Annotated in this window: 16 protein-coding genes and 1 pseudogene; 9 read left to right on the top strand and 8 right to left on the bottom strand. The window is 60.3% G+C overall.

All coding sequences use genetic code 11. From position 1 onward, the window contains the following. Positions 1-269: 269 nt before the first annotated feature. Entirely contained in the window at positions 270-3170 is a 2901-nt protein-coding gene (locus NKI59_RS27215; protein ID WP_352707915.1) for a hypothetical protein, read from the top strand. After that, complete coding sequence (locus tag NKI59_RS27210; protein WP_352707914.1) at positions 3167-6025, top strand: helicase-related protein; 2859 nt, start codon at positions 3167-3169, stop codon at positions 6023-6025. Before NKI59_RS27215 ends, NKI59_RS27210 begins: the two co-directional genes overlap by 4 nt. Here the strand turns inward: NKI59_RS27210 and NKI59_RS27205 are convergent. The 3 genes from NKI59_RS27205 to NKI59_RS27195 are packed head-to-tail and all read right to left on the bottom strand — an operon-like array spanning position 6009 to position 14862. Beyond that, positions 6009-6968 (bottom strand): hypothetical protein, encoded by a 960-nt coding sequence (locus NKI59_RS27205; RefSeq protein ID WP_352707913.1) that lies wholly within the window; start codon positions 6966-6968, stop codon positions 6009-6011. The genes NKI59_RS27210 and NKI59_RS27205 overlap by 17 nt on opposite strands. After that, positions 6965-8686 (bottom strand): NERD domain-containing protein, encoded by a 1722-nt coding sequence (locus NKI59_RS27200; RefSeq protein ID WP_352707912.1) that lies wholly within the window; start codon positions 8684-8686, stop codon positions 6965-6967. The genes NKI59_RS27205 and NKI59_RS27200 overlap by 4 nt, the downstream gene beginning before the upstream one ends. Continuing rightward, positions 8686-14862 (bottom strand): DEAD/DEAH box helicase family protein, encoded by a 6177-nt coding sequence (locus tag NKI59_RS27195; protein WP_352707911.1) that lies wholly within the window; start codon positions 14860-14862, stop codon positions 8686-8688. The genes NKI59_RS27200 and NKI59_RS27195 overlap by 1 nt, the downstream gene beginning before the upstream one ends. Before the next feature lie 764 nt (positions 14863-15626). Between NKI59_RS27195 and NKI59_RS27190 the strand changes: the two genes are divergently transcribed. Continuing rightward, on the top strand, positions 15627-15839 hold the full coding sequence (locus tag NKI59_RS27190; protein ID WP_282753690.1) for a cold-shock protein: 213 nt from the start codon (positions 15627-15629) through the stop codon (positions 15837-15839). A 231-nt stretch (positions 15840-16070) separates the two neighbouring features. Here the strand turns inward: NKI59_RS27190 and NKI59_RS27185 are convergent, their stop codons facing one another. Together NKI59_RS27185 and NKI59_RS27180 are read right to left on the bottom strand one after the other, a co-directional pair. Further along, entirely contained in the window at positions 16071-16538 is a 468-nt protein-coding gene (locus NKI59_RS27185; protein WP_352707910.1) for a Ros/MucR family transcriptional regulator, read from the bottom strand. Between the two features lie 258 nt (positions 16539-16796). Further along, a complete protein-coding gene (locus NKI59_RS27180; protein ID WP_352707909.1) occupies positions 16797-17000 on the bottom strand; it encodes a type 2 periplasmic-binding domain-containing protein in 204 nt (67 codons plus the stop codon). A 133-nt stretch (positions 17001-17133) separates the two neighbouring features. Here NKI59_RS27180 and NKI59_RS27175 point away from each other — a divergent pair, with 133 nt between their 5' ends. Both NKI59_RS27175 and NKI59_RS27170 read left to right on the top strand, forming a co-directional pair. Further along, the gene (locus NKI59_RS27175) at positions 17134-17634 is read left to right on the top strand and encodes a LysR substrate-binding domain-containing protein (protein WP_352707908.1); all 501 of its coding nucleotides are present in this window, start codon (positions 17134-17136) and stop codon (positions 17632-17634) included. Between the two features lie 500 nt (positions 17635-18134). Then, entirely contained in the window at positions 18135-18824 is a 690-nt protein-coding gene (locus tag NKI59_RS27170) for a DUF899 family protein (RefSeq protein WP_352707907.1), read from the top strand. Positions 18825-19142: 318 nt separating this feature from the next. Here the strand turns inward: NKI59_RS27170 and dinB are convergent, their stop codons facing one another. Both dinB and NKI59_RS27160 read right to left on the bottom strand, forming a co-directional pair. Continuing rightward, the gene (dinB, locus tag NKI59_RS27165) at positions 19143-20258 is read right to left on the bottom strand and encodes a DNA polymerase IV (RefSeq protein WP_352707906.1); all 1116 of its coding nucleotides are present in this window, start codon (positions 20256-20258) and stop codon (positions 19143-19145) included. A gap of 242 nt (positions 20259-20500) precedes the next feature. Then, positions 20501-21820: a DUF2130 domain-containing protein gene (locus NKI59_RS27160; RefSeq protein ID WP_352707905.1), complete on the bottom strand. Its 1320-nt coding sequence runs from the start codon at positions 21818-21820 to the stop codon at positions 20501-20503. Between the two features lie 512 nt (positions 21821-22332). On the opposite strand from NKI59_RS27160, the pseudogene NKI59_RS35185 reads away from it, so the two are divergent. Then, positions 22333-22476 (top strand): annotated as a pseudogene (locus tag NKI59_RS35185) (IS91 family transposase); the annotation flags it as partial. Here the strand turns inward: NKI59_RS35185 and NKI59_RS27155 are convergent. Then, the gene (locus tag NKI59_RS27155; RefSeq protein ID WP_352707937.1) at positions 22464-22760 is read right to left on the bottom strand and encodes a hypothetical protein; all 297 of its coding nucleotides are present in this window, start codon (positions 22758-22760) and stop codon (positions 22464-22466) included. The pseudogene NKI59_RS35185 and the gene NKI59_RS27155 overlap by 13 nt on opposite strands. A 125-nt stretch (positions 22761-22885) precedes the next feature. Here NKI59_RS27155 and NKI59_RS27150 point away from each other — a divergent pair, with 125 nt between their 5' ends. The 3 genes from NKI59_RS27150 (at position 22886) to NKI59_RS27140 (ending at position 25954) form a co-directional block, all read left to right on the top strand. After that, positions 22886-23485 (top strand): hypothetical protein, encoded by a 600-nt coding sequence (locus NKI59_RS27150; RefSeq protein ID WP_352707904.1) that lies wholly within the window; start codon positions 22886-22888, stop codon positions 23483-23485. Between the two features lie 44 nt (positions 23486-23529). Further along, entirely contained in the window at positions 23530-24480 is a 951-nt protein-coding gene (locus tag NKI59_RS27145; protein ID WP_352707903.1) for a hypothetical protein, read from the top strand. 469 nt (positions 24481-24949) lie between these two features. Then, on the top strand, positions 24950-25954 hold the full coding sequence (locus NKI59_RS27140) for an SGNH/GDSL hydrolase family protein (RefSeq protein WP_352707902.1): 1005 nt from the start codon (positions 24950-24952) through the stop codon (positions 25952-25954). Positions 25955-26009: the final 55 nt, after the last annotated feature.

Genomic DNA, 26009 nt, shown 5'->3' with positions numbered 1-26009 from the left:
TAGATGGGTTTCGGGAATGTGGGATTATTCGAACCACTTCCACGGTATCGACTATTGGTCCCCTAAACGCTTCCCAATGGTATCGTTAGGCGCCAGCGCACGAGGAGGGGCAACCCATAGGGCATGACATGCCTCGGCGTCCAAAACATTTTCATCGATTGAATGGGCCAACTCATTGCGTCAAATTTAAATAATTCACGACCATAGACGTATCAGATCTAATACATGTAATAATACAGTAAGCATTTTCTCGATGAGGGAAACAGATGTTGAGTTTAGCCGAAATCGGCACCCTCGAACGCCAGTTGAAGGCGGCAATCGTCGCTTTAAATAAAAAGAAGGTCGCCGACGTTGCCCTCATCGAAGCAGTCGATGAGGCGATGCTCTGGCCCGAGCATTTCGACACGCTCGGACCGATCGCGCCATTGCACGATCTGGAGAATCTGATCAGGCGCTCACCACTTTTCATCTGCGCCGTCGCCGCTGAGATCGGCTTCCGCTTTGAAGGCGTCGGAACCGTTTTCTGGGCAAAGTTCAGCGACGCTCTTGGTCTTACCGTCTCAATGGCACACCGTCAGCGCATTGCCGAGGCCTTTGAGGCACAGGCAACGCGATACAATCTCTCGCGGCCAAGCAAGAGTGCGTTTAGCAGTCATTTCTCGATTATCGCCTGGCCAATCGCCAACGCGCTACTCCCGGTCGATCTGGTGGGGGCGGTAAGTAGGCTGATTGCAAGAGCGCCGATAGCGGCTCTGCCTGGGCCTGGACGGAGCATCAATTTTCCTAGCTTGCGCGCATGGGCAAGCGCCGCCGAAGGCGCCCGGCTAGCTGACTGGCTTCGGTTCGAGGGGCCAAGCACACGCGTGCTAACGGCACTGCTTACGGAAAACCGTGGATCCGTGTTGTCGCAAGCGAGCTACACGCGGCTGCGGGACGCCGTTGCCGTCGACCCGGAGGCATTCTTCGCCGCGCGAGCCGCGCGGATACGCACGCGTACCACCAAATCGCCCGTCGCCGCTGAACAGATAGTGGGTCGCCTCTCGCTGTTACGCGACGCGGCTGGCGTCCGTCTTTTTGCAAACTGGCCGGCTTTGCCCCCTTCGCTATACGACGAGGCGCGGAGCATCGCACGCTCGGCGGGCTGGCGCCCCCGGCTCTGGGGCTTCGGCAGTTTCCTCCACCCCGATACAGCGCTCAGTGCCGGCCCGTTCGCCATCGCGAACCAATCCGTGCCGAGCGACGAAGACCCTGCATATCCTAACGCCGCTGCCGTCTTTGGCGCTGGCACCGACATCGCCGTCACGCTTGCCGGTCGATCGATCGACTGGACGGTCAATCTGCTATTCGACGTCAATGACGAGCGCGCGCAGGCGGAACAGCGATTTGGCGTGCCGAGTGCGACCAGCGGCTACATATGGCTCGGCACAAAGGCCGGCGGCGCTACACTCGATGGGTTGAAGAAGCTCGGTGCCGCAGCCGGCTATCAGTTTTTCGAAGCCGACCTTGCTTATGCAGCCGACCGGACGCTCTTGACCCGCGAGGGGCTGCTAACCACTCAAGACAGGGTGCAACTCGCGCGCCATCCCGTTGATGCTATCGGAGCGCCGCAGGGCGTAGTTCGGCCAAATAGGCCATTCCTTCTCTACAAAGAGGGAACAGGGACTGACCCGGACGCGGCGCCACAACGCCTGCCTGCAAATGGCCAAATCGCTGCGGTGTCCGGGCGATCGGGCAGACCCGGCTTGAAAGCCGAACCTGCTCCGCCACTGGAGGGCGGCGTCGCCGATATTGTTTTGTTTGAACGCGACAATGCCTTCGAAGCGCTTATCGAGCGACGCCTCCAACTGCGCATTGAGAGCCGACTGCCGCTCATCAACGTCGCCATATCTGTCGATCTTGAGATTGGCGGGCGCCTGGTCGCGCGCGGGCGAGAGTATCTTCCCGCGCTGCCGATGACTGTGCCAGCTACCTCGAAGTTGCTAACCCGTCTTTACGAGGACACAGCCCGTACGAAGTTGCTCGAAACTGGAAAGGGCCTGCTGCAGATCGCCATCGGACGGTCACACGCCATTCAGATCAAACTCGAGCGTCCATCGGCTTCGGTCGAATGGGCGGATGGCAACCCGCGGCTCGTTGGTGCTGACCTCCAAGGAACTCTCGTGGAAGCCAGCGCGCAGGCGCCACACCGCTTCACTGCAACCACAGCCGTTTCCATCCCGAGCCGCGGGGCAAGGGCTTATGGCCTATTGCTCTCGAACGGGCGTATCGCTGACCCGGTGCAACTCTTCACCTCCAATATTTTCGACTATGGTGATTTCACCGCGAACTTTGTTGACGATGTAGGGTCACGGCGTATGTTTGACCGTGGCAAAGGTGTCGGTGACATCGCGAGAGCCCGGATTGCGTGGGCCCGAGCGCTCTGCACGACCTTGCCAGCGATCGGCGCGAAGGGTCGTATCGTACGTCAATTCGAGGATCCACTTGTCGTCGATTTGTGTGGTCGCGCCTGGTCGCTCGCTGAACATGCGAGCAAGGACAGCCCAACCAGCCCGCATCAGGCGCTCTGGCAGTGTGCGCTGGAGAACGGCCTTGCGGCGGTCCCAAGTGAAGCGAACGCCGATCAGGTTGCAGTCTTCGCCCACGCTTTCGTCAAACACGCACAAATTCTCGATCCAGATTGGCCGCTCGCTGATGCCCAGCCAATCGACGGCGCTATGGACGACGCGCTGAATACAGCGTTTTCCGAAGCGATGACGATTCTGCACGCCGAAGGGGCCTTGCTCGACGTTGAGGATGATTTCGATTTCGGCGCGCCGTTCGAGGATTGGGAGGAAGCCGCGAACAAGGCGCTACGTATGATCCGCCGAACTGCGCTCGCGCGCCAAATAGCGCCGAGCGATGGTGGCCGGCTGCTCAGCCACCGGAGCTATGCCCACCTCAGCATCGCCGAACTTGCTGAAGATCTCGCCGCTTGGACCAAGACCTTCGCACTCCCCCGCGGTCAACTGTCCGCCGAGGTGGCAGCGAGTGCTCTTCAACTCTGGCTGTCTCCGTCCGCATGCGATGACGTGGACGCGGCGGTCCGCGTCCTCGCCAATGATCCGTTCGTCTCACGCGCAACGCGCTATGTGGCACTCCGAGTTGGGCCGATCATGTTGGCGCAGCAATGAGCGACTTTCACCGCGTTGTCCTTGGCCTACATGCTGAAGCACGGCGGATCGACCGCGATCAGGCGCTGCTCGGCGCACTCGGCGTCGGTGCGTTCGCCTATACGCATCAGATCGACAGCGTACACCGAATGGTCACGGGTGCCGCTTGCCGCTGGCTGCTCGCTGACGAGGTCGGTCTAGGCAAGACCATCCAAGCGATCATGGTTATGCGGGCTCTGGCAGCGCAAAGCCCGCGGCCTCTCGCCACTGCTCTTGTGGTGCCTGATGATCTCGTGTCGCAATGGGAAGAAGAATTGCTCTGTCGTGGCCATGTGCTCGCACTCGAGAGCGGCGAGCAAGGTGGAATCCACGGCAATCTCGTCATGCGCTTGATCCGACCGAGCCGGCTCCTTGCGGGCGGCCGCATCGCCTCCGATCGAATTGACCTCCTGTTGATCGACGAATTCACAAAGCTCCAGGTTCAGGTCCGCGAGGACCTGATCATCGCTGCGCGGACGATTCCCAATGTTATCGCAATGACCGCGACGCCGGCGCTCCATCATGCGCGGACCCGCCGCGAATTGATGGCACTCCTTGAGCCCGAGGCAGACCGCATCGCGCGCGCCGAGGACGGTGATATCCTCAAGGTGCTCACCGAGCGCGAGGCACGTGCGCGGCATCTCTACAGCCAAGATTTCCAGGAAGCGGGCAAGCGTCGCGCAGTGGAAGATAGCTTCGGCCTCTATCGCCGCCTCATCCGCACCGCCCGCACGGATTATCCCACGGCGCTGCCGAAGCGAAATTATCAGCCGATCAAACTTGCGCCAACCGACGGCGATGTCGAGCGCGCCCGCGCAACGCGGTCTTATCTGGACGCCGCGCGCGCCGGCAATCTAGACATCCGCCGTGAAGCACTCTTGCAAGTAGCCGGACGAAGTCCGCAATCTCTGCGAGAGCGTTTGAGCACCCTGCGACGCAGCACTGTCGAACTCCAAGCCGCTTGGCGCCAGATCGATGCCTGTCTGCGCAATGAACCGGGCGATTCCAAGCTCGACGCGCTAATCGACCACTTGCGCATCTTCCAGGCCAGGAACCCTAGTGGCCGCGCCGTCGTCGTGGCTGAGGACAATCCGACTACCGACTATCTGCGCGACGCGATCGAAAAGCTCACTGACATGAAGGTCGCCAAGAAGCGCCGCACAGTTGGCGCTGCAGAAGAACTCGAGGTCCAGGTCGCTTTGCTCAAGGAGGCACTCGATGACTTCATCAGTGGCGAGGCCAAGATCCTCGTCGCTGCCGACGCCGCGCGCGAAGGCCACAATCTGCAATTCGCCGACGAGATCATTTTCTTCGCGCTGCCTTGGTCGCCGCCCGACATCCAGCAATGGATAGGCCGCATCGACCGCCTTGGCACGAAAGGTTTACCGGCTAATCGTTGTATCGCTATCACTCCAATCGTCGTGGACAACTCGATCGAGAGCAACATTCTGACTGTGCTCGAAGGTACCGGCGTGTTCCTACGCAGCGAGGTCTTTGACGAATCCGAATGGGATGACATCAGCGACGCAATTGGAGCTGCAGCTGATGGCGCAACAGGCGCGAGTTGGGGCGACGCCGCGAAGCAAGCGAAGAGACTCGGCGACGCCTATGATGAGTGGCTCGAAGCAACATCCTTGCCGCCATCGCCACGCACCGCCATCGCTGCCCGTTGCGAAGCACGTTTTCGCAATCGACGATATGCTGCACCGACAGAACTGATCGACAGTGGTCACTGGAACTGGTTTCACGCCCGAGAGCGTGCGGCCGAGACGATGGTCAAACTTGCGCGCGAAAATTTCCTTGAGGTCCGTAACGGCCAGGACGGCGAACAACGGTTCAAGACGATGTGGTACAAGGTCAGGCCCGGTGCCGAAGACCTTACGATTCCCGATCTAGACACGCGTAGCAGTTGGCATCGTCAGGCTTTCATCTCCAAGCGAACGGCGATCGAATGCCCTCCCCGCTCCAACGTCGTCCAGAGCGACGGTGTCAAACGCAGGCTCCATTTCTTCGACCATGGCTGCAGCCTGCATGACGGGGTCGTGGCCGCTTTCGAAAAGCAGGCGCCCGCCACTGACATCAGCACGGAGTTCATCGTTGAGTATCCCGACGGTCATCCCATTCTGCAGTTTGCCAATCGCAAGTTGCTCGTCGCGGTCAGCGAGATCGACCTGCGTGACGTGCTCGCCTTTGACGCCAGCGCGATCCTGGGCGTCGCCGATGGTCAAGAGTCCAGGGCGGAACAGGACGCACGCGCCGCGACTGTGCGCGTCGCACTCGCGCAGTTTCAGGCCGATCGACGCTGGATGATCGATCTTGCGCCACCCGAGATGCTGTTCGTCAGCCTCGTCGAGAACGGAGGCGAGATGGCGGTAGCCGACGCGGGGCCTGCTGTATTGAATCCGATCCATGAGGGAAAATCCGCACGCCAACTCGCCAAACGACGCTCAGTCCTTTCGGAGGGGCAACTGCGCGCGGCGCGGACCGCCGCGATGCAACAGCTCACGAAACTGGGCAATGAGAGCCTTGGTCTGGCAACGCTCGCCGTCCGGCGTACTGTTGAGAGCCGCCTGTTTGCCGCGAAGGCGGATGCCGACAATCTTGCCGACGCCGCGCGCGCCGAGATCAAGGTTGCCGCGGCGCTCGATGCCAGCCTTGAGTTCAATCGCGCGGCTGTTCGCGGCGCCGGCCTGATGTTGACGCTCGCTGAATGCGCTTGGGAGGCGCGCGCTGTCCGCCTCCAGGGGATTGAACAATCGCTAAGGGCCGCCGCAAAACTCAAGACCCCAAAATTCTTTTGGTTGCTGCCAAGGGCTCCTGTCACGGAGACCCCATGAGGGCAGCGATCGCCGCGTAGGCGCTTGGCTCGATTTTCCAGGACCATGCCGCTTGCTGGGTTCCGGTTATGAGCGCTGCCCGCTCTGCTTGGTGTGGCGGCGGTGTCAGGAAGTCGAGGATCTCGCTCATCGGATCATAACGCAGCACCGGGTCGCCCAGCGCCAAGGTCTGCCCGACCACGATCCAGCGCCAGATATCGCGCGACGGCGGTTGCCATAGCGTTGTATCTTTGCCAGCCACATGCAGCACAACATTTCTGTACGAGTAACCGGTGCTGATTGAGGCTGGGAAGAAGCCATCCGCTTCGATCCGTCGCCAACGCCCAGACGGCGATGGGTCGGCGCGGCCGAAAAACTCGGCGCGGCCGCCGACCACCGCAACAGATGTTGGCTCGTCAAGTGAATAGCGGTCCCCGCTGGCTGCCAAAGCTTGTGAAAAGGAGAACAGGTCCCGAGCATCGCCATCGGGAGCATCGGCGCCGCCCAGTTCGAGCAGCGCATTGCGCCACTCGAGCCGACCCAGTTCGTCGGACAACGGAACCTGCGCAGCGGCTTGGCTTCCCGGCAAATCTGCTGGCTGACGTCGGACGACGCCAGTCCCGGAAATGTCCGTGCCGAGGAGTGTCTTGGTTTCGCCGCCCCAATAGACCAGACGTGGTGATGTCCCGACATAGCCCCGGCCTACACCTGTCGTATATTCATCGAGATCGCCGCTCAGAAGCAACAGATTTAGCGCTGCCTCAATGCGTTCGCGAACTAACGCCTCATCCACTCCGAGCGGACGATACGCTTCTTTCAATCCACTGGTGATTCGACCGCGACTGACGAAGCCGGTCTCGAATACCGCGTCGCGGATATGAGTGACGACGGTCTCGAGCGTAGGCCCGTCGCCGTCGCCAGCGATAAAGCCGATCGCCCCCGCCCAGGCTTCGCCCGTACTCATTCGCCCGTGCCAATTGCAATTGCTGCGGCCAATGCGGCATCGAGGCTCTCTTTGGCGGCGCGATCATGGGCGACGATGATGAGATGCGACCGGGCGCGCGTCAGCGCGACATAGAGATCGCTGACCGTGAACAACGTGCTGAGTCCGGAAAAATCGCACAGGATCACGACGTCGGCCTCGAGTCCTTTGAAGCTGCGTGCGGTGGTGACCAGTACGCCCTTGCCATCACGCCACGCGCTGGCGTCATCGACCAACGTAACACCATCGACCTGAGCAACGTTGGCGAGGGGCCCCTTGACTTTGCTCGCGGGTCCCAGGATCGCGATCTGTCGCGGCTCGAGCCGTTGATCAGCAAGCAGGGACCGCAGTTCTTGCTGCACGAGTCCACTGATCGCTGCCGGCGATTGAGGCAAGATCAGTTTGGGCGGCCGCCCCAGCGGCGCCAGTTCGAATGGCTCGCTTTCGATGCTACTCGCGCTATTCGCACAAGCAACGATCCTACGCGTATTGCGGCAATTCACGTCGAGCGCGACATGGAATGCGCCCTTGAGCGGCGGCACGACAGGTTCACGGCGCAGGCTCTGCGCTTTATCAAGGAACGCCCACACCGGATGGGCGCGATCACACAGATAGTCGAGCGCGTCCCACCAGCCCGGTGAGAAGTCCTGTGCCTCGTCGACCACCAGCGCGTCGAATGGTGGGCCATTGGGATAAAGATCCATCGCCGCCTCGGCGAGAAGGTCGGGCGCCCTTTCATCCCACCAACGCTGGGCATCGGCAGCGTTGGCGACAAACTCAACCCCGGCCTGCTTGCACAGATCGGAGGCGAGACGATGAAAATTTTGAACCATGATCTTGCCGCCATTTTCAGCGAGATCGTCGCCGATTTCCTCGCGTATCCACTTGGCGAGTTCGCTATTGAAACAGGTGAACAGCACCGCATTGCGGGTCTTGGCGAAAGATCGCGCGCGCTGGATGGCGAGTAAGGTCTTACCCGAGCCGGCGACGCCTTCGACGATCGCATGGGTATTCGCATCGAACGCGCGCAACACCTGCAACTGCTGCCGGGTCAGTCGCGCCAGGGTCTCGGCAGTGTTGTCGACACTGACGCGCAGCGGCTCATAGACGCGGAATTCGGGCGCAAGCGCGCGGCGCACCGCATCGAACTCCTGCACCGAGAGTTCATATTTGCCGCCACCACCCGCTTTGTAAGCCCGCAGCAGCGCGGGCTCTATATTCGGGAGGTCATCCATAGTGAGGATGGCCTCAGGCGGAAGGTCGCTCGGTGGATGATCCTTGTAGAGACAGTGCGGAAAGGCGATCCCTACCGAGATGATGGTACGGTCGGCAACCGACTTTCCGCAAATCAGTGTGAGACGCTTTTTGAGCGCCCACAGACTTCGGCGCGCCTGCTTCACAGGGTCCTTAATTTCCTTAGGCGCGGACTTGATCCAACGCACCCATGTTCGACCCTTCAAGGCGATCTCGCCACCCTTCACCTCGAGGATTAGCAAACCATGTTGACGATGGAGAACGAGGAAGTCGGCTTCGCCTTCGCGGGCCGGCGCGTCAATATCGTCGCGGGCAGGGAACACCCAAGGCAGCGAATGCATGATCAGATAGCCCGGCCCGAGTTGCTTCAGCATCGCGCGCGCAACGTCGGCCTCCGATCCGAACTCCATCGTCTCGGGGTCAATCATTGGGATGAATTGGGCCATCAGTACACCGCCTTCACGAGCAAGGCGACCGGCACCACCTCCTTCGCCGGCTGCACCAACTCGCTGGCGCACTCCATGAAGTGGGATGCCGGCCGGTAACGGACGCGGATGCCATCGCCGGCTACGGATTGGAGGAGCCCTACTGTCCAGGCCTCACCGGTTGCGCCGAACACCTTCCCATCCGTCCGTCGGAGCAAAAAGACATCGGTCTTCTCGGTGGCCTGATCAGCACCGCCGTCATGCGGCCGGAACAGACACATCGTCCCTTTGGGTACGGGTGCATTGCCGTCGCCCTTTTTACCGCTGAGGACATTGGCGGTGAGTCGAAACAGAATATCGCGCTCTTCGGCACCGCTGACGGCAAAGCGCGAAGCCGTTGCTGCCGGATTAAGGTCGCCCGCCGCGACGGCCGCCGCACTCAATTCCGGGACGCCATCGGGGTCGGGTTTGAGTCCCGCATTGGGATCGACATTGGGGACCGACAGAGCTTCGCTGGACGCAATTGGCAGGGCGCGAAGCACGAGCAGGATGTCGACCGCGACCGCGTCCCTGCCATCGGCAAGCGCTGCACCCCGCGCCGAACCGGGGTGATTCTCAACAAAGGGATGGGCGAGGCAGATCACCTCGCCATTGTCTTTGATCAGCCCGCCGTCGGTGCGAGTGACCGTGGCACCGCTTTCGGTCAAGTCGGCTTCGAGACGGTCAAGCGCGAGATCTTCACGGGTCGGGTCAATTGAAAGCGGCACACCCTTGAAGGCGGCGCGCAGCAGGTCGGCCCCGATCCGTCGATCAAACAGTTCATGCTCATAGCGGTTCTTGTAGGATCTCAGGCACTGGTAGCAACTGTCGTCGCAGTTGCAACTGTCCAGCAGTTCGAGCGCGTTGTTGACGAGGCGTTGCGGATCGCGCGCCGCCGCCTTGACGAACCCGGCGCCCCCGGCAGCCTGATCATAAAGATAGAGATCGATATATTGGCATGTGCCGTCGCCCGGCGCGAAACGGAAATCGCCGTCGATATCGTTTGGCTCAAGGTCTTCCAGCCTGCACGCGGCGCGGCGAAGGGCCTCGACTGCGGAACGCGCGGCGATCGTGGTCGACGGCTGATCGGGATCGAGATTCCAGTCCAACGGGAGCGCGAGCCGGAACACGGCGACATCGGTCTTGAACTCATTACCGAGCACGATCTTGGCGGGGTTGCCGTCGCACTCGACGCTTTCCTTGGGCCGATTGGGACGCGGCCGTGGATGCGACTGCCCACTACGCAATCGGCGTAGCGCAGGGTCGAAGTCCGCGGGCTCAATGCGCCCGCATTTGTTGCAATAGTTGAAGCCGTAATCGGTCGCGCTCAGTGTCCCACGATTGGTGACGACGAGGGTCTTGCTGGCGCCCCATCCCTCCCAGCCGGTGCCAATCGACCAGGCTTTGCCGCCAATCCGCGCTTCGGGCGCGAATTGCAGCGAATCGAGCGTGGCCCGCGTCGGGCGAAGGCGGGTGCCAGCGTCGAAATCGGGCGGAAGCGCTGTGATTGTCGGCGGGTGCGAGAAGCCAGTTGGGCGGACCCAGCGGCGGGCAGGTCCTAAGGCGCCGCGGCTCGCGCAGGCCGGGCAGTCGCGGGTTTCGTCGACGTAACCCTCGGCTAAATCCTTGAGATCAGCATAGTTGCAGATCTGACACTGATAGTAGAGCCGGCGGTTCCGATAAGCCTCATAGCGATCATCTTCATGCCCAGAATAGAGGCCAAGCGAGATGTAACGCTGACTGTCGACATAGACCTCGTGGCCCGGCGCATATTGACTGAGTGCGGCATTGAGACCGAGTTGGGGGGAGTAGCGCCGTTTCGGTCGCCAAGGGTCCGTGTCGCCCTCGAAGACGCTGAAGGTCGCAACGTCGGTCGGGAACGCATATTTGGGCAGAAGGCCTACATCAAACAGGCGATCGAGCAGTTTGCCATTGTCGACTACGCCATGCTCTTCGTCGTCGGCGTCCTCCATCACCTCGTCCTCGATGTCGTCATCGGCAGCTGCGGATTTGGCGGGCTGCGGCACTGGCGCAACTTCGGTGGGCTGCGCCAGCGTGTGTTGGAGCGAGCCTGGAAATCCATTGAGCAATTCATCGGCATCAAGCGCCGGACAATGAACGGTGAACATCCGCTCGAGATCAAACCGAAGAGCCTCGCGGCCTTGGGCAATCCACTGCTTGAAGCCAGCGAGCGAGAAGACATCCTCGGCGCCGTTCATGAAATCGGCAACGGTACCCAACGAAGAAAAGACGTCTGCGCTTCCTCCGACGGTGTCAATGCGCTCCTGCTGGAAGCGTCCGATCAGATAAGCGAGCGCCTGGCGTCGTGCGATGACGGGGTTATCGAGGTTGAGGATGGGATCAGGTGCAGGCCCGGCGACAATCGGCGCCGGTTCGCGAAAGAAACTCTGGTCGTGGCTGTCGGCACCGCAGAACATTACGACGGTCGATAGCCCGGCGCCGCGACGGCCAGCGCGACCGGCGCGCTGCTGGTAGTTGGCTCGTCCGGGCGGTACGTTGCGCAAGGCTACTGCGGTGAGACCGCCTATATCGATGCCGACCTCCATGGTTGTTGTGCAACTCAAAATGTCGATCGGCGAGCCGACGCGCCCATCTTGCTCGATCGGAATGTCTTGGAAGCGCAGTTCATAGGCTTCGTTGCGCGACATCGCGTTGGCGAGCCCGCTATCATTGAGTGCAGCCGAGTGCTCTTCGGCGATCAGCTGATGCGGCGCGTAGGTGTCATCGGGATCGTTTAGCCGCTCCCACAGGCGCCGGTAAAAGGCCTTACGGCTACGGAAGACGAAATCATGCGCTGGGTCGATTTGCTTGGCGCTTCCCCCGCAATATCCGCATACGAGCCCAAGCAACGCGTTGCTTGGTGAGACCTTGGTGCAGCGCTCGCAGCGGAGCCATTCAGCGCTGTCGCCCGGGTCAAGCGAGACGCGGCTTGCCTGGACATGAAAGTCACCTTGCTCACCAGGACTGAAGACGGCGCGCAGCACGGGCTCGCAAACAGTCAGGAAGTCACCCTTCACCCAGGCATTGAATCCGCGCTCCGCGAGTGCCTTGGCGATAACCCGGCTGAACTTGCCGTTCCACAGCCGAATGCCCGATGAGCCCTTGGCTGAGTCGATATTGGACGGCGTCGCCTGGAGCTTGATCGCGTGCTTGCGCATCGCCTGCCATAACCACAGTTCGATGAGCGAGGCTCTGATGTCGTCGGGGGTCATGCCCTCGACTTTGGGCAGTTTGAGTTCGTCGGCCAATTTCTGCTGCTCGGTCTTTGTGAGTTTGGGGCGCAGCATCGCGAGCGCGAGCGGAAACAAGCCGGTATGATCGTCCTGAAGGACTGCATAGATGCTCTGGAACACCGATAGCGGCGCGGCGTCTGAAGTCTGGGCGGTGAGGCCGCGAAAGTCATCATTCTCAGCGTCGTCATTGTTGACGAGCCTAGCGGCCATCTGGCCGGCGCGGTCCATGACGCCATCATCGCCAAGCGGTCGGAGGCGCACACCGAATTTGGTGGCGCCGAGTGCCACTGCGAGCGGCGCATCGTTGAGCGAAGGCTTATAGGTCGGATGGCGAAGGGCGGCCATGCCGACCAGCAACAGCGGGCGTAGGCTATCGCGGAACGAGAAGGTCTTCATGTCGCCCGCAAGCCGCGAAGCGGTTTGGCGACCATCGGAAAATACCAGTGCCTTTCGGCCCTGGAGCGGCGTGTGGCTCTCAGGGCGGGGAGGCTGTTCGAGCACTTGAACGGTAATTAATTCCTTGAAGGGCTGCTCGCCCTTGGTCTGCAGGTCCGAAATGCCGCCCATTGCGGTATCGCCACACGCTGCCCCGCACCGTGGGCAATTCTCGAATAGAGCCGCGCTTGTGATGGGCGGCAGCCAGACTTCACGGTTGAAGGTGCCGCTTCCATCGATGCGCCCGGAACTCAGATCCAGATAGACCGGGCGGACAACGCCGGACTTTTCCGGAAGCGGATCCTCGAGGCAGACATGGATAGGTTGGAGGACGCCGGTGTCGCCGGCATAAGCGCGACCATTATCCTGCCATAGATGCTCGACTCCAGTCGGGGCGCCAACGTTGGCGTGTGCAACGGAGAGCCCGCAATCTCGGCAACTGTATAGCTCGTAAACTTGGGAGCCACAGCCGCAATTCTGGCGCGCCTCGGCATAGAGAGCGCCGGTCGGCCCGCCACGTTCGGCGGGGGATATCTGGTCGCAGCCGGGATTGGCGCAAGCCCAGAGACCTGGCAGACCCCGAAACAGCATATGGACGCGGGCCGGCAGCAGCGGGGCGGTTCCCGGCGCAGCTTTGGCGAGCGAAGCCAGTTCTAGCAAGGCGTCAACCGCCGATGCCGCCATATCGGGCTGGACCGAGGGAAAGAGGGCCTTGGGTAGTGCGGTGAATGCCCAAGCTGCTCCGGGAGATTCGATGGGATCTTTGGGCGACGAAGCGCCTGACGTGATGTTGCGAAGGCGCCCTAGCACGTTGGAACCATCGAGAATTGCTGCAAGCGCGGCAGGCAGGTCGTCCTCATCCCAGTCACAGTTCTCAGATGTGGCAGTGCCGAGAACGTAGGCGCGCGCGAACGCGACGCTGCCCGAGTCGGTACGGACATCATCGACGATCCGAAATGGCTTCGTGGTCGCAACAGTAGCGCCACTCGGCACGACCACCAGTTCTTCGACCTCGGCGCCCGACACATCCCGACCATGGAGGGTAGCGATTATGTTGGCGGAACCGCTGTCCTTGCGCGTCAGGGTAACGGGGAGGAGGCCCGATGTCTTGGCATGAGCCGCTAGCGGGACCAGCACTTGGGAACGTTCGGTCGGAGACGAGGATTGGAGTAACGCGAGCGGGACGGAGGCGAGCGCCGCGGCAAACTCAGCCGACCCGTCACCCGCCGGCTCGAACGAACGCTTGTCACCCTGAAGTATCTGAACGCGCTCTTTCGCGAGTCCGGAAAGGCCAGCGACAAACTCGGCGGCGGCGGCTCCATCCGAAAACGAGGCACTTGTCGCTATGAAGACTACGCGGGACGGTGGCAAACCGAGTCGATCAAGCAAGCGCCGGATTAGATAGGCGACTTCCGTACCGTTGGCACCGCGATAGAGGTGCGCCTCGTCGAGAATAAGAAAGAATTTCTCGTCCGGATGCGCTTCGAAATAGGCACGCGTGTCAGCGAAAATCTTCCGCTCGATTGGGCGCAGAAGCATATATTCGAGCATCGAATAGTTGGTGACGAGAAGGTCCGGACTCGCGCCCTGAATCTCGTGGCGCGTAAGGAGCTCGGGATCCTCGGGTCGCTCATTGGCTCGCAGGGGATCGCCATTCTTGGTCTCCCAATGTTCGCCAGACTTGCCGTACCATTTGCGAAGGCCATCGAACGCGCCGAGGAAACTGTCGGGCTTGGCTGGCCAGCGCCCTTTTTCCTTGAGGATATTGACAAGCGCTTGATCCTTGGCGTTGCCAGTGCGTGCGCCATCCTCGATCTTGAGATAATATTCAAGCGTCTTGAGGCGCTTCTGGTCACGATCACCGTCGCGGATACCAGGATAAAGGGTACGGCCGGTATAACGGCCAAACTTTGCTGGACGCTCGCCTGTGGCAGTGAACCATTTTCGTGCGGCGCTTGAACCGAAAAGCGTGCGCAACCTACCTAGCTGGTCGTTCACGAGGGCATTCATGGGGTAAAGCAGGAGTGCGCGCACCGCGCGCGTCGAGAAATGATCGGCCCTGTAAATCGCTTCATCGGCAAGCCGCGCCAGCACAGGCAGTAAGAAGCTCTCGGTCTTGCCGGACCCCGTACCGGTGGTGACAACAATCCCGGTGCCGCCTGCATTAGCGGCCATCGTCTTTTCAAGCGCTTGTGCCTGATGTTCGTATGGCGGGTCGAAAAGGAGTTCATCAGACTCCTTTGAGGCCATGCTGGTAAGGAAATCGCGAACCTGCTGATCCAGGTCAAGGGTCGCAAACTTGCGGTCTCCTACATACGCTGGCGTACTTTCTATATACGGCGTCTGGGCGATGCCGCCCTTCATCAAGATCTGCCGACGGAGGTTAACAACCTTGGGATTCGAGAGGTGATAGGTCGCCTCGATGTAGGAGGCCAACGCCTCCCGCATATGCTCAATCTCGGTACGCATGCCCCCTCCTTCGACCTCTCCTCGTGGTTCTTGGAGAACCACCGGAAGAAATTCACTTTTCACTATAGTTTTGTGTTTCGCAGACCGTCATCAGCGACGAGGGCGATCTTGCCATTTCTCCCCTCATTCTTGTTTGAGGACTTGTCGATATCTCCATCAATCAGAAGGCGGGAGGCCCATTTTCCGTTGGGCGCGTCAAATTCTCGCCCAAACGGCCAAGCGTCACATTCTGTAGGCTAAACGATCTGGGCGCCACAAAGACCACTCACAGTGCAGCTTTACTGCAGGCACCTCAGCCATCCTCATCGTAGGGTTGCACAACTGAACACGCAAATAGTTTCCTGCTAGAAATCAAAATCTTCAGGATAACTTGCCATGCTTGCCACGTGGCCGACACTGGATGCTCGGATCGATGTTCAGGAGAAAGCAGCTATCGACTGTGTCAGATCGGATGCACCTCGACGTGCAGGAGGATCCTGCCATCACGGCGGAAGTTGAGCGACTTCTGGCGCGCCGCACGCGCGACATCCGCCCCGACGGTACGCGCGAAGGGTGCACGCCTCTCCGCACAGTAAGGAAGATATTCCTGCATTGCCCTTGCAGATGGCGTCCGGAATCGCCATGTACTGGATATTGATATTTCGGCCGATCGATCCGTGCTTTGCGATTTCTCGCTTTTGCTGCGTCTATCTCCAAAGTCTCGATATGAACCGGTTCGGCCTCATCGCCGGACCACGCTGCAATTGTTACGAAGGAATACGCATATGGCGACTGGAACCGTGAAGTGGTTCAACAGCACCAAGGGTTTTGGATTCATCCAGCCCGATAATGGCGGTCAGGACGTTTTCGTCCATATTTCCGCTGTCGAACGCGCGGGTCTTTCGACCCTCGTCGATGGCCAGAAGATCAACTTTGAGATCGAGCAGGACCGCCGTACCGGCAAGTCCTCTGCCGGAAATCTCAGCAAGGCAGGCTGATTGTTTTTCGCGTGCCCCGGCATGAGCCGGAAGGACGCGGCAAGTCACGGATGTACTGGCAGTCGCTCGACAAGAGCGCGCGGGAACATGGTTCAATCGGAAGGCCGGGGCAGCACATTGCTGCAAGCCTTCTGGAAATCCCATGTGAAACCAGACTGTTTGCAAAGAGAAGGCGGGGTTACTCCCGCCTTTTTTGTGTCCGGACTACATAGGCCGATGGATCTGCAGCAATCAGGCCGCGGCCTTCTTGCGCGTCCGCTTCACCGGCGCCGGCTTTTCCAGTTCTTTCGGCTTTCGGCCGAGCCCCATCGTCTTGGCCAATGCCGAGCGCGCCGCGGCATAGTTCGGCGCGACCATCGGGTAGTCCGCTGGCAGGCCCCATTTGGCGCGATATTCGTCGGGCGTCAGGTTGTAGTGGGTCGCGAGATGGCGTTTCAACGACTTGAACTTCTTCCCGTCCTCAAGGCTGACAATGTAGTCCGGAGTGACCGATTTCTTGATCGGCACGGCAGGCTTGAGAGCCCCGGACTTATCCGGCGCAACACCGCCGCCGGCGGTGCCCTTCAATGCGGCGTGGATCTGACCGATGAGAGCAGGCAATTCACCGACCGGAACCGGATTGTTCGAGACATAGGCCGAGACGACGGCGGCAGTGAGTTCGATCAGGTTGTCGGCATTGCTTTCAGCTTCTTCTGTCACGAAACTCTCCTGGCGGCTTGAAAGACAGTCGGCGAAATTTTCCGTTTCATAGTGGCGGTTGGCGCCAAACGCAACGAATGCATTGGCAAGACTATTGCGATGCCTGTTCTGCACAGCGGTCTATGGCGGACGCATCCCGCCGTCGTGCGCGTGTTGATCTGTCTGCTGTTTGCATAGCCAAGCATCGGGAATGACGAAGCCATAGCGAGCAGGCGAGGGAAGGGGCCGTACTATCTTTGGGGACTCGATCTCGTTGGCCTACGGATCGAACGAAGCAACCGCTGCGAGCTGCTCGCGCAGCCAAGCATTACCGGCGTCGCGGTCCAATCGGCGGTGCCAGTACATGGTGACGTCCATTGCCGGCGATTCCATCGGTGGCATGAAAATATCCAGCTCAAGACGTTCGGCTACCAGACGCGCAAAGTGGACCGGGATGCTGCCGAGCAGGTCGCTCGTCGCCACGGCTAGCGCTACGGCCTGGAAATGCGGAACGGTGATGGCGACCTTGCATTTGCGGCAAGCGCAACTTTTGATCCTCAGACGTCGACGCGATCATTCATGCTGATTGGGTCGGACTATTTTCTCAACATTGCTTATGCCAAAGCTGGCGGCGAGCATCACGCCAATCGCGCCTTCTGTCATCCTCCAGATGATGGACCACCCGTCGACCGATGTTTTCGGCCTGCTGAGCGACGGCAAGGCCGACATCGTGCTGGACCGGGTGTTGGACACCCCGGAGTGGATCGCCAGCCGCAAGCTGTTCCGTTCCTGGCTTGTCTGCATCGCTCGCCGCGGACATCCCCTGCTGAGCGCAAGGGGCATCCGGCCTGCGGAGGCCATACCTGCCGATGTTTTCTGCGCCATCCCGCAGGTGTTGCGCTCGGCCGACGGGAGGAGAACCGGGACCATAGATCCCGCGCTCGAAGGGCTCGGCCTGTCGCGTCGCTCGGTCGCCTGCGCTCTATCCTGGGCGACGAGCTTTTCGTGCGCGACGGCAACCGCACATGATGCCGACACCGCGCGCGCTCCACCTCAAAGAGCCGGTGCACCAGGCGCTGGTGCAGATCGAAGAGGCATCGCAACCTTACGATCCTGACTCCCGGAGGGCTGGAGGAATTCTTCGTTGAGGCGGCCGCACGCGAGCTGCGCATTCCTAACCAGATAACCGAAGTGGCGGAACTCGCGGGCCGCTATGGGATCGAGTTCCGTGGACCGGCCAAGTGGGCCGATTGAACCGGAAGTCCCCACGAGACAAGATAGCGCAGTGTCCCCGCGCCGCTTCTTCATGCAGGCTCCGGTCGGGCCGCCCGATATTTCGCGACTGCTCGAAATCGGCCGCCTGCGATGGCCTGACTTTTATGCTTTGAGCGACTGAGAGCTGGGCCTGGCAGGCCTAGCAATCGGCTCGATGGAACAACCGCTCGGGACAAACAGGTGCTGCTCTTGTGCCCGCCAAGCGAGCCGGGCTATCGTCCGCTCGCCCTGTCCGTCCTGCGCCTCGAGGACGGACGGTTCGCGAAGGACTTCCAGGTGCCGATGAGTTTTCCGCTCCCGCGCGGTTTCAACAAGGGCGAGGTTCGAACATAGGGAGGTCGGATGAAGTTCGCGACTGAGCAGGAGTGGCAGGCCGCCCGCAAGGAACTGCTGGCGGCCGAGCAGGAGCTGGCCGCGCACGAACAGCGCATCACCAAGCAGCGGCGGGAGTTGCCCTGGGTCCCGGTCGAGAAGCACTACACCTTCGCCACCGACGACGGGCCCAAGTCCTTGCCGGAGCTGTTCGATGGCCGCTCGCAGCTCCTCATCTACCACCTGATGTACGGGGAGGACTGGAAGGTGGCGTGCCCGGGCTGCACCTCGGTCGGCGATGGGCTGGGCGGCATGATCACGCACGTGAACGACCGCGACGTGACGCTCATCGCGATGTCGCTGGCGCCGCTGGAGAAGCTGATGGCAACTAAGGCACAGCGCGGGTGGACGGTGCCCTACGTGTCGGACTACGGCGACGACTTCCTGTTCGACTACGCCTTCGCATTCCGCCGGGAGGAGATGTCCGGAATCGTCCGCGACGAGTTCGACATGGGGCAGCTGCTCCGCGAGGCCCCGCAATGGCTACAGGACTACCGCGACGACGTCGGTGCGCCGGACCTCCAGTCGGCCGTGTCGGTAAGCGCCGGGTGGAGCGTCTTCGCGATGGAGGATGGAGCGGTCTACAACACCTACCGCCGCTATCCGCCGCTGGTGGGGCCGCCCTACGCGCCGTTGCTCGAGTTCGTGCCAAAGCCGTAACATCCGCAACTTGCGCGCCTCCATAGACCGCCTCCTTCCAGCCCGTCGCGCCCCGCCCTGGGCGTGTGAAAGCGCTCCCACAAGGGCGTGCCCTCCTACTTGCCCGGAAAGGGCGAAAGTTCGCCACATCTGACAGGCCAAGATCCCTGGCGATCTCACGGGTCGGTTTCTCCCAAACCATCGCAAACAACTCCTCTCGGGAGAGTTCTCGTCGTGCCATGCTACCTCCATCCGGCGACGGCGCCCGCTGGCCGGCAACGCGCATGTCTGCAACGAGCTGGTCGGCTGTCGCCCGCCGTTTCAAGAAAGCTCGAGTTGTCAGATTGCGAGACTCATCTGTCTCTCTTGTGAGACCATTTCAGCCTCAAGCGAGGAGATCGTCACGCCAAGCAGCCGAATTCCCTTCTCGACCGGAAAAACAGGATCGAGGAGGCCAAATGCCATGGTCTGTAGCGCAGCTTGGCTGCGGATGGTCTGCTGACTGGTTCGACGCCGCGTAATCTGGCCGAAATCGGCATATTTGACCTTGAGCGTCACCGTGCGCGCATAGATTTCGTTGTGTTCGCAATACCGCCACACCTTTTCTATGAGCGGACGCAGCCCTTCGCGTGCCTCCGCTATCGTGAACAGATCCCGCGCAAACGTATCCTCCGCTCCTACGGACTTGCGCACGCGATCAGGCTGCACCGGTCGCTCGTCGATGCCACGCGCTATCCAGTAATAATACGGTCCGGCCTTGCCGAAATGTTCCTGCAGGAACGGCAATGTCTGCGCCCGCAGATCGGCGCCGGTGCGGATTCCGAGCCGTTCCATTTTCGAATTGGTGGCAGGGCCGACGCCGTGGAATTTCTTCACCGGCAGCACTTCGACGAAGCCCGGCCCCATCCTCGGCGTGATCACGAACAGCCCGTCAGGCTTGCCCTGATCGGAGGCCATCTTGGCGAGGAACTTGTTGTAGCTGACACCGGCTGAGGCGGTAAGGCCGGTGGTCGCCTTGATCTTCGCCCGGATCGCCTCGGCGATCTCGGTCGCCGTGGCCATCCCCTGCATGTTTTCCGTCACGTCGAGATAGGCCTCGTCCAGCGAAAGCGGTTCGATCAGCGGCGTGTACTCGGCGAAGATCTCCCGGATTTGCTGCGAGACCGCCTTGTAGACGTCGAACCGGGGTTTGACGAAAATCAGATCGGGGCATTTGCGCCTCGCGGTCACGGAGGGCATCGCCGAGTGAACGCCGAACTTGCGAGCCTCATAGCTCGCAGCTGCGACCACGCCACGTTCGAGGGCGTGCGCGACGGCGACCGGTTTGCCCCGCAGTTCCGGTTTGTCGCGCTGCTCTACGGAAGCGAAGAACGCGTCCATATCCACATGGATGATCTTGCGCTGCAGCGCAGGCCTCTCAGCCCCAGCAGCTTCGCTTGTGACTGCGTCTTCCATGACTCGTCCGCCTCGATTACCGGCTTACCTCCACATGCCTTTTACCCGCGCGCCGAAATCGACCCTCACCTGCCGTGCCTCTGAGCGCGCGGTTTGACCGGCCGCAGCGATCGGCAAACGGCGTTTACCTCAGCTGCGGCGGGGCTTCTTTTGTCTACGCCATCCGAAGGAGTCGATGGTTAGGTCTGGGAAAGCCGCTCCAGATTGCCAATCGTTTTCCTGTTGAGCTGCATACCGATTGCCTATTCGGCACCGGGCGGAGATGCTTCTATGGCCAGCACCTCCAAGGCCTCAATCTCCTGCATCACCTTTCCAGCGATGCCTTGCAAATCGCCGTACATGCCCACGGTCGACTCGATTACGCTTTGTATTTGAGCCTCCCGCTTGGCCCACAGGCGTGTTGTGGCCTTGCGTTCCCTGGCCAGGTCCTCCTGCATATCGGAGAACTTTTCGACGATCGCCTCGACGCGATGGCGGAACCGTGGACCGGTCAGGTAGCCATAGACCTGCTCCATTTTGGTGGCTTGGCCGTCCTGGGCGAAGCGGGAGTTCGCCAGCTCTATAAGAGATTGTCGCAGCATGATTGCGATCGGCATCGCGCATTTGGGATGGGCGACATAGACCCCGTCCAGAAGATCGAAGGTTTCCACGCCAGGAGGCAGCGCTTCCGAGATCATAAGCGCAATGTCCGCCTTTGCGGCCCGCTGATCAGCCCTGAGCTTCCCCAACCAACCCTGGCTCCAGTTCTTGGTGCGCTTCGATTCCCACAAAATGGCACCGGATGGCTGGCCGGCCGGTCCGACCACTCGGTGCAGGACATCTCCGCCGAACTCACCCTTGGCGACCGGTTCAATGATGTCCATCGGGAACCGGCTGACAATGAGGGCTTCCAGCTCGAGCTCCAGCACCTCGCCCTGGAGCTGCTGGGAACCCTGTTCCGCACGGCGCTTCAGCTCCTCAATCTGACGCTGCATGCCGGCGATCTGCTCCTCTTTTTCCGCAACCTTCATTTTAAGGCCGTCTTCGGCTTCCGACCTCGCCTTGATGCGAACGGCGTCCAGTCCCTCCAGGATCTTCCTTTCGATGGTCAGCGCCATCTCCCGCTTTTCATCGTCAAGCGCACGCTGCTTTTTCAGGAATTCCGCCTGTTGCTGCTGGGCCTCGGTGAGCTTTTCGTCGCGCGCCTTCAACGTCGCCTCCAGCTCGGCAAGCTTCTTATCCTTATCCTCCAGGTCTACCGAAAGCAGCAATTTTGCCTTGCGGGCTTCCTCGACCGCGATTCCGGCACGCTCAAGCTTGATTTGCTCAGCCACCTGGTTGGCGATGTCCTCTTTGGCGGCGGCGATCTCGGCCTGCTGGCGCTTAAGCTCCTCTTCTCTGGCAGCCATCGATGCGTTGCTCTGCGCCAGGCGCACTTCGTATTCTTCGCGCGTGGCGGCAATCAAAGGGGCCGCGAGCGACTCATTGAGCTTGATTTCCGTCTTGCAGCTTGGGCAGCTGATCGTCGGTTCATTGAGAATCCTGTCCCCCTGCAGCATGGTATTGGTGGGCTGGATAGTCATCTGCGCGCTGCTCCCTGAGGAATCTGTTTTAGACACGCTAGACTATATCGCGCCAGGCGCTTTCGGAAAAGAACAAAGAGTGAACTGACGGGCTTATCCCCGCCGCAAAGCTAGGGGAGGCGCGCTTCTTACACTTCCTTTGTGCGAGCGGCGTCAACCTCGGCTAGGACTCGATTGCCAAGAAGGTCGATTACCTCGACGGGTATGTCCGAATGTCGAGATCGCATGCAAATGACGAATGTCGTCCTTTTCGCCTGGACGGAGAGCTGAAAGTTCACTGGCTGATTCTTTCATTGCACCGGCAATTCCGCCAGTATTTCAGCTTCCCGTTTCCGTTCGAAACTGAAATCTCTATCGGCGCTGATTGAGACCGTGATGTCGTCAAATTCACGCCTTTGACGCAACGGAGACCTTCATCATCCGCGTTGCGAATGGCAGCAATACGCCTGAAGGCCGGTCATTGAGATCGGGCCTTCCACCGCCTGAAAGCAGAGATTCCAATCGCGCTATAGCTCTTTCTGGAAGGTCTGATGGCGCTGCATCGATCAGGCGATCTGGCCTTCTTCGGCGATCTGGCCGGGCTTGCACATGCCGACACCTTCGCCGCCTGGCTCGCGCCGCTACGCAAATCCGAATTGGTGGTCTACGCCAAGCCCATGAAGGTTAGGAAGGTCAGGACCGGGTTGACGACACCGCCAACAAACTCCCCGAATGTGCCGAGACTTAACTGGTCGTCAGACTTCCAGGCGTCGAGGTAGAGCGCCAATCCCAGCACCGCGACCAGAACAAACAGCCCGGCAACGAACAGCCGGAACACACCAGTTGTGCTGTTCTGGTCTTTCGGCTGGACGATGCTGTCAAAGCCCTTGCGCAGCAGCCCGAACCGCAACTCCGCAAGAGAAACGCAACTACGACGGCGGCAAACGCCCAATTGTGCCACATCACGGTATCCCCCCAAATCTCAGCAGAGATACCACGATTCAACGCGCTGGCAGAGACTACTTGGGCTCAGACACCCTTCGCCCCCCGTGCTAAAGGTCTCCGGCTCTTTGAACGATTCGATGGTTGGACGCCGTGGCAACTCTAATGGAGAAGATCAGAGCCCGTGAGGCAGAGCGGGCGAAGCTCATTCAGTCGCTTTCCTATCTCAACGTCCCACAGGCATTGCAGATGTTCTGGGCAGTCAACATGCTGCAGTCTGAAAATCCACCGGCCGACATTGCCAGATATCTGACCTTCCCTGCCTCAGCGGCCGGTGCCCCTATGGGGTCTCCCAACCACGCGCTGAAATGGGAAATCGAGAACGTTATCCTGCTCATGCTGGCGAACCCAACCAGCGGGCTAAAGTCCGCTCATCCGTCGGAAGTTCGAAAGTTCGACACCGTCTGCAAAATACTCAATCAATACAAGACGGCCAAGATTGCCGAGGACCGCATCCTTATCAGCGACAGGACCGTGCTGGAGGAAATGCCTCGCATGGCGATTGAGCAGTTCATCTGGCAGCGGGAGTTCTTCCACAGCCAGCGCATGCACCTGTATTACTTCATCTACGGCCAAGGCTCCTGCGCTGCCTATTTCGAGCAGAAATACGGGCTTCCCATCGACCAATTCGCATTGAACTGCGTCGGCCTCTACTCTACGCGCAGACGACCGGATGGCACCTGAGGCCCAGGTTGCCGGAGGAGGACATTGGCCTGCGGCGGGACAGCATGGACCTGACCATTGACCTGATTTCCAAGGAGCTTTTCACTCTGCGGGAATTGACCCGCGAGCGCATCGACACCCTAACAGCCGCCAACAAGTCCAACCTTGCTTACCTGCCGAGCACTTTGAGGCAATTCCCAATCGTCTCTTCGGTCGCGGTGGGGAAGAAGTTCATTTCCCCCTTCCCGCAGCTCATCATATTCCGTGCCACGTCGGGCCTCTATTTCGATCTGTGTGACGGTCCTAAGACGATGATGGACGAGGCGCGGGAACGGTTCGAGCAATACGGCAAGATGCTGATCGAGGCGCGGTGCCCGAGGTTCAAGGTCTCGCGGGAGCAGCCGTTCGGCACCAGGAAGCGGCCTTTGAAGACGCCAGACCTCCTTGTGCAGGATGGCGACAAAATTAGCGTCGTCTTTGAATGCAAAGCCACCAAGCTCACGTTCCAGGCTCAGTATGCCGAGAACCAGTACGAAGCTGCGTCGGGCGCTTACAACCAGATTGCTAAAGGCATGTCGCAGCTGTGGAGGTTTTTCGCACGAGCCCGCAATGGCACTTACACCGACATGCCGGTGGCGCCGGATGCGGTTGGCGTGGTCCTCACCCTGGATTCATGGTTCGCGCTGACCAGACAGCATCTGCCCGCCATACGCGCCAAAGCCGTGGAGCTTTGCGCCGACGAGCCGCATATCATCCCCGAGGACATGAGAGATATCGTATTCTGCTCCATCGACGACCTGGACGACTTGCTGGCAGTGTCGGACGAGGACCAGACGCTGGAGGTTCTTCGCAAAGCGCTGCTGCCCCAATACGAGGGTTGGGAATTGGCAAACATCAGGCGCCCAGCTTGGGAAGAGCCGCTGGAAAGGAAGGCCTATCCCTTCCATGTTGCCGACGTACTCCCGCTTTGGGAGGAGGTCGGAGGCGAGCGGCGACAGCGGCGCCAGTGCGACTAGCTATCGTTCTTCCATCCCGCCTTGTCGCACCTCCGACATCAACCTGGTCATCTTAACGGCCTGAGTTTCCCAGCATAGCGTGGCGGTCTGCTATTGTCCGCCGCCCGCCCGGGGTGCCCGAGTGCGCGCAGCCGATGGCTCGCCCGCTCCGTATTCGGTAAGGAAGTTCAGGATGTCGTGGTTCGTAGGCGGTTTGCGCGACGGCTCTTTTGCGCCAATACTGAATTCCGAATTCATGCCCGCAATCAAAGCGGATAATCATTGTGCCGACGCGGCTTTTTTTGGGCATCGGTGGCAACCGCACTTGGTAAATTTTCAACAAATTCTTCTCCGCCACCTTGGGCGGAGTCGCCCTCCTGCAATTTTACAAATCCCTGCCGTTCAATTGGCCGATCAGCTCACATTTTTACTTTGAGCGCTAACATATCCTGTGTATGCTAATTTGAGCTAGTGACTTGGGGGGTGCTTAATGATCGCCGTACCGGATTTCAATTCCCAACTCCAAGCACAGATCGAGCGTGATCTCCTGGCATGGAATGATGCCGAAGAGCGGCAGTCGACGCGCTACCGAGCCGCGCACGAGGCTGCGATAGTGCTCGGGGCTACATTTCATCTGGAGCCTAAGCATCTGCTCGCGATCGGCGACTCCTGGTTCGACTACCCGATCGAAGGCAACAATCCTTTCTCCGGCCCATCCGACATCAAGGTTCAACTTAAGGCGATCTGCAATCCGTCGCCTGTCATCTACTCCACCGCCCATCGCGGCGACGCCTCCACCGAGGAGATGAGCCTGCCGAAGCAGGAACGGATTCTGGAACTGCTGATGGACAAGGCCAAATGGCCCAAGGGCAAGCCGGACGCCATCATCGTGTCGGCGGGAGGCAACGACGTTGCCGGAAACAACTTCTGCATTTTCCTCGATTACAACGATGGAAAAGCCAGCGGCCTCAATGCTGAGCGCTACGCGGGAGTCCTGGCCATCGTCCAGTCGAGCTATTTGTCCTTGTTTGCCTTGCGCGACAGGCATGCCAAGAACGTGCCGGTCTACGCTCACTGCTATGATTTTCCGACGCCCGACGGGGTCCCGGCGCCGTGTGGCAACGGACCGTGGTTGAAGCCATCCCTGGACTTCTGCAACTGGCCCGTGATCCGTGGCAAAGTGATCGTCCATGACGCCCTCGTTCAGTTCAAAACCATGCTCGACGGGTTGGCGGCAGATGCTAAGAACAACTTTCATGTCGTGCCGACGCAAGGCACGCTCAACGACAGCCACTGGGCGAACGAGTTGCACCCTGATCCCGCGGGATTTCGCAAGATCGCGCAGAAATTTGCCACCGCTCTCCAATTGAATCAGCTTTCGGTCCGGTCCGCGCGCAAGGCCGTGACCCCACCCACCGTCAAGGCGCAAAAGGTCGCAACCGCTCCCAAAGCACAGGGCCGCAAGCTGAAGCGCAAGACTTCAGCCGCGCGCTAAGGCACGTCTTGTTTTGATCAGAAATTATCGGATTTACATCGGACTTCTCAGGGCA

Origin of the sequence: Mesorhizobium sp. M0598 (assembly GCF_040320865.1) — a bacterium.
In the GTDB taxonomy this organism is placed as follows: Bacteria; Pseudomonadota; Alphaproteobacteria; order Rhizobiales; family Rhizobiaceae; genus Mesorhizobium.
This window is presented reverse-complemented; position numbering and strand designations above follow the sequence as displayed.

What these genes read in the sequence shown, in the direction of transcription:
- dinB (WP_352707906.1), bottom strand. Translation starts at nt 20,258, where the DNA reads ATGGAAGACGCAGTCACAAGCGAAGCTGCTGGGGCTGAGAGGCCTGCG.
- NKI59_RS27170 (WP_352707907.1), top strand. Translation starts at nt 18,135, where the DNA reads ATGAAGTTCGCGACTGAGCAGGAGTGGCAGGCCGCCCGCAAGGAACTG.
- NKI59_RS27160 (WP_352707905.1), bottom strand. Translation starts at nt 21,820, where the DNA reads ATGACTATCCAGCCCACCAATACCATGCTGCAGGGGGACAGGATTCTC.
- NKI59_RS27140 (WP_352707902.1), top strand. Translation starts at nt 24,950, where the DNA reads ATGATCGCCGTACCGGATTTCAATTCCCAACTCCAAGCACAGATCGAG.
- NKI59_RS27175 (WP_352707908.1), top strand. Translation starts at nt 17,134, where the DNA reads ATGCCAAAGCTGGCGGCGAGCATCACGCCAATCGCGCCTTCTGTCATC.
- NKI59_RS27195 (WP_352707911.1), bottom strand. Translation starts at nt 14,862, where the DNA reads ATGCGTACCGAGATTGAGCATATGCGGGAGGCGTTGGCCTCCTACATC.
- NKI59_RS27205 (WP_352707913.1), bottom strand. Translation starts at nt 6,968, where the DNA reads ATGAGTACGGGCGAAGCCTGGGCGGGGGCGATCGGCTTTATCGCTGGC.
- NKI59_RS27145 (WP_352707903.1), top strand. Translation starts at nt 23,530, where the DNA reads ATGGACCTGACCATTGACCTGATTTCCAAGGAGCTTTTCACTCTGCGG.
- NKI59_RS27210 (WP_352707914.1), top strand. Translation starts at nt 3,167, where the DNA reads ATGAGCGACTTTCACCGCGTTGTCCTTGGCCTACATGCTGAAGCACGG.
- NKI59_RS27190 (WP_282753690.1), top strand. Translation starts at nt 15,627, where the DNA reads ATGGCGACTGGAACCGTGAAGTGGTTCAACAGCACCAAGGGTTTTGGA.
- NKI59_RS27200 (WP_352707912.1), bottom strand. Translation starts at nt 8,686, where the DNA reads ATGGCCCAATTCATCCCAATGATTGACCCCGAGACGATGGAGTTCGGA.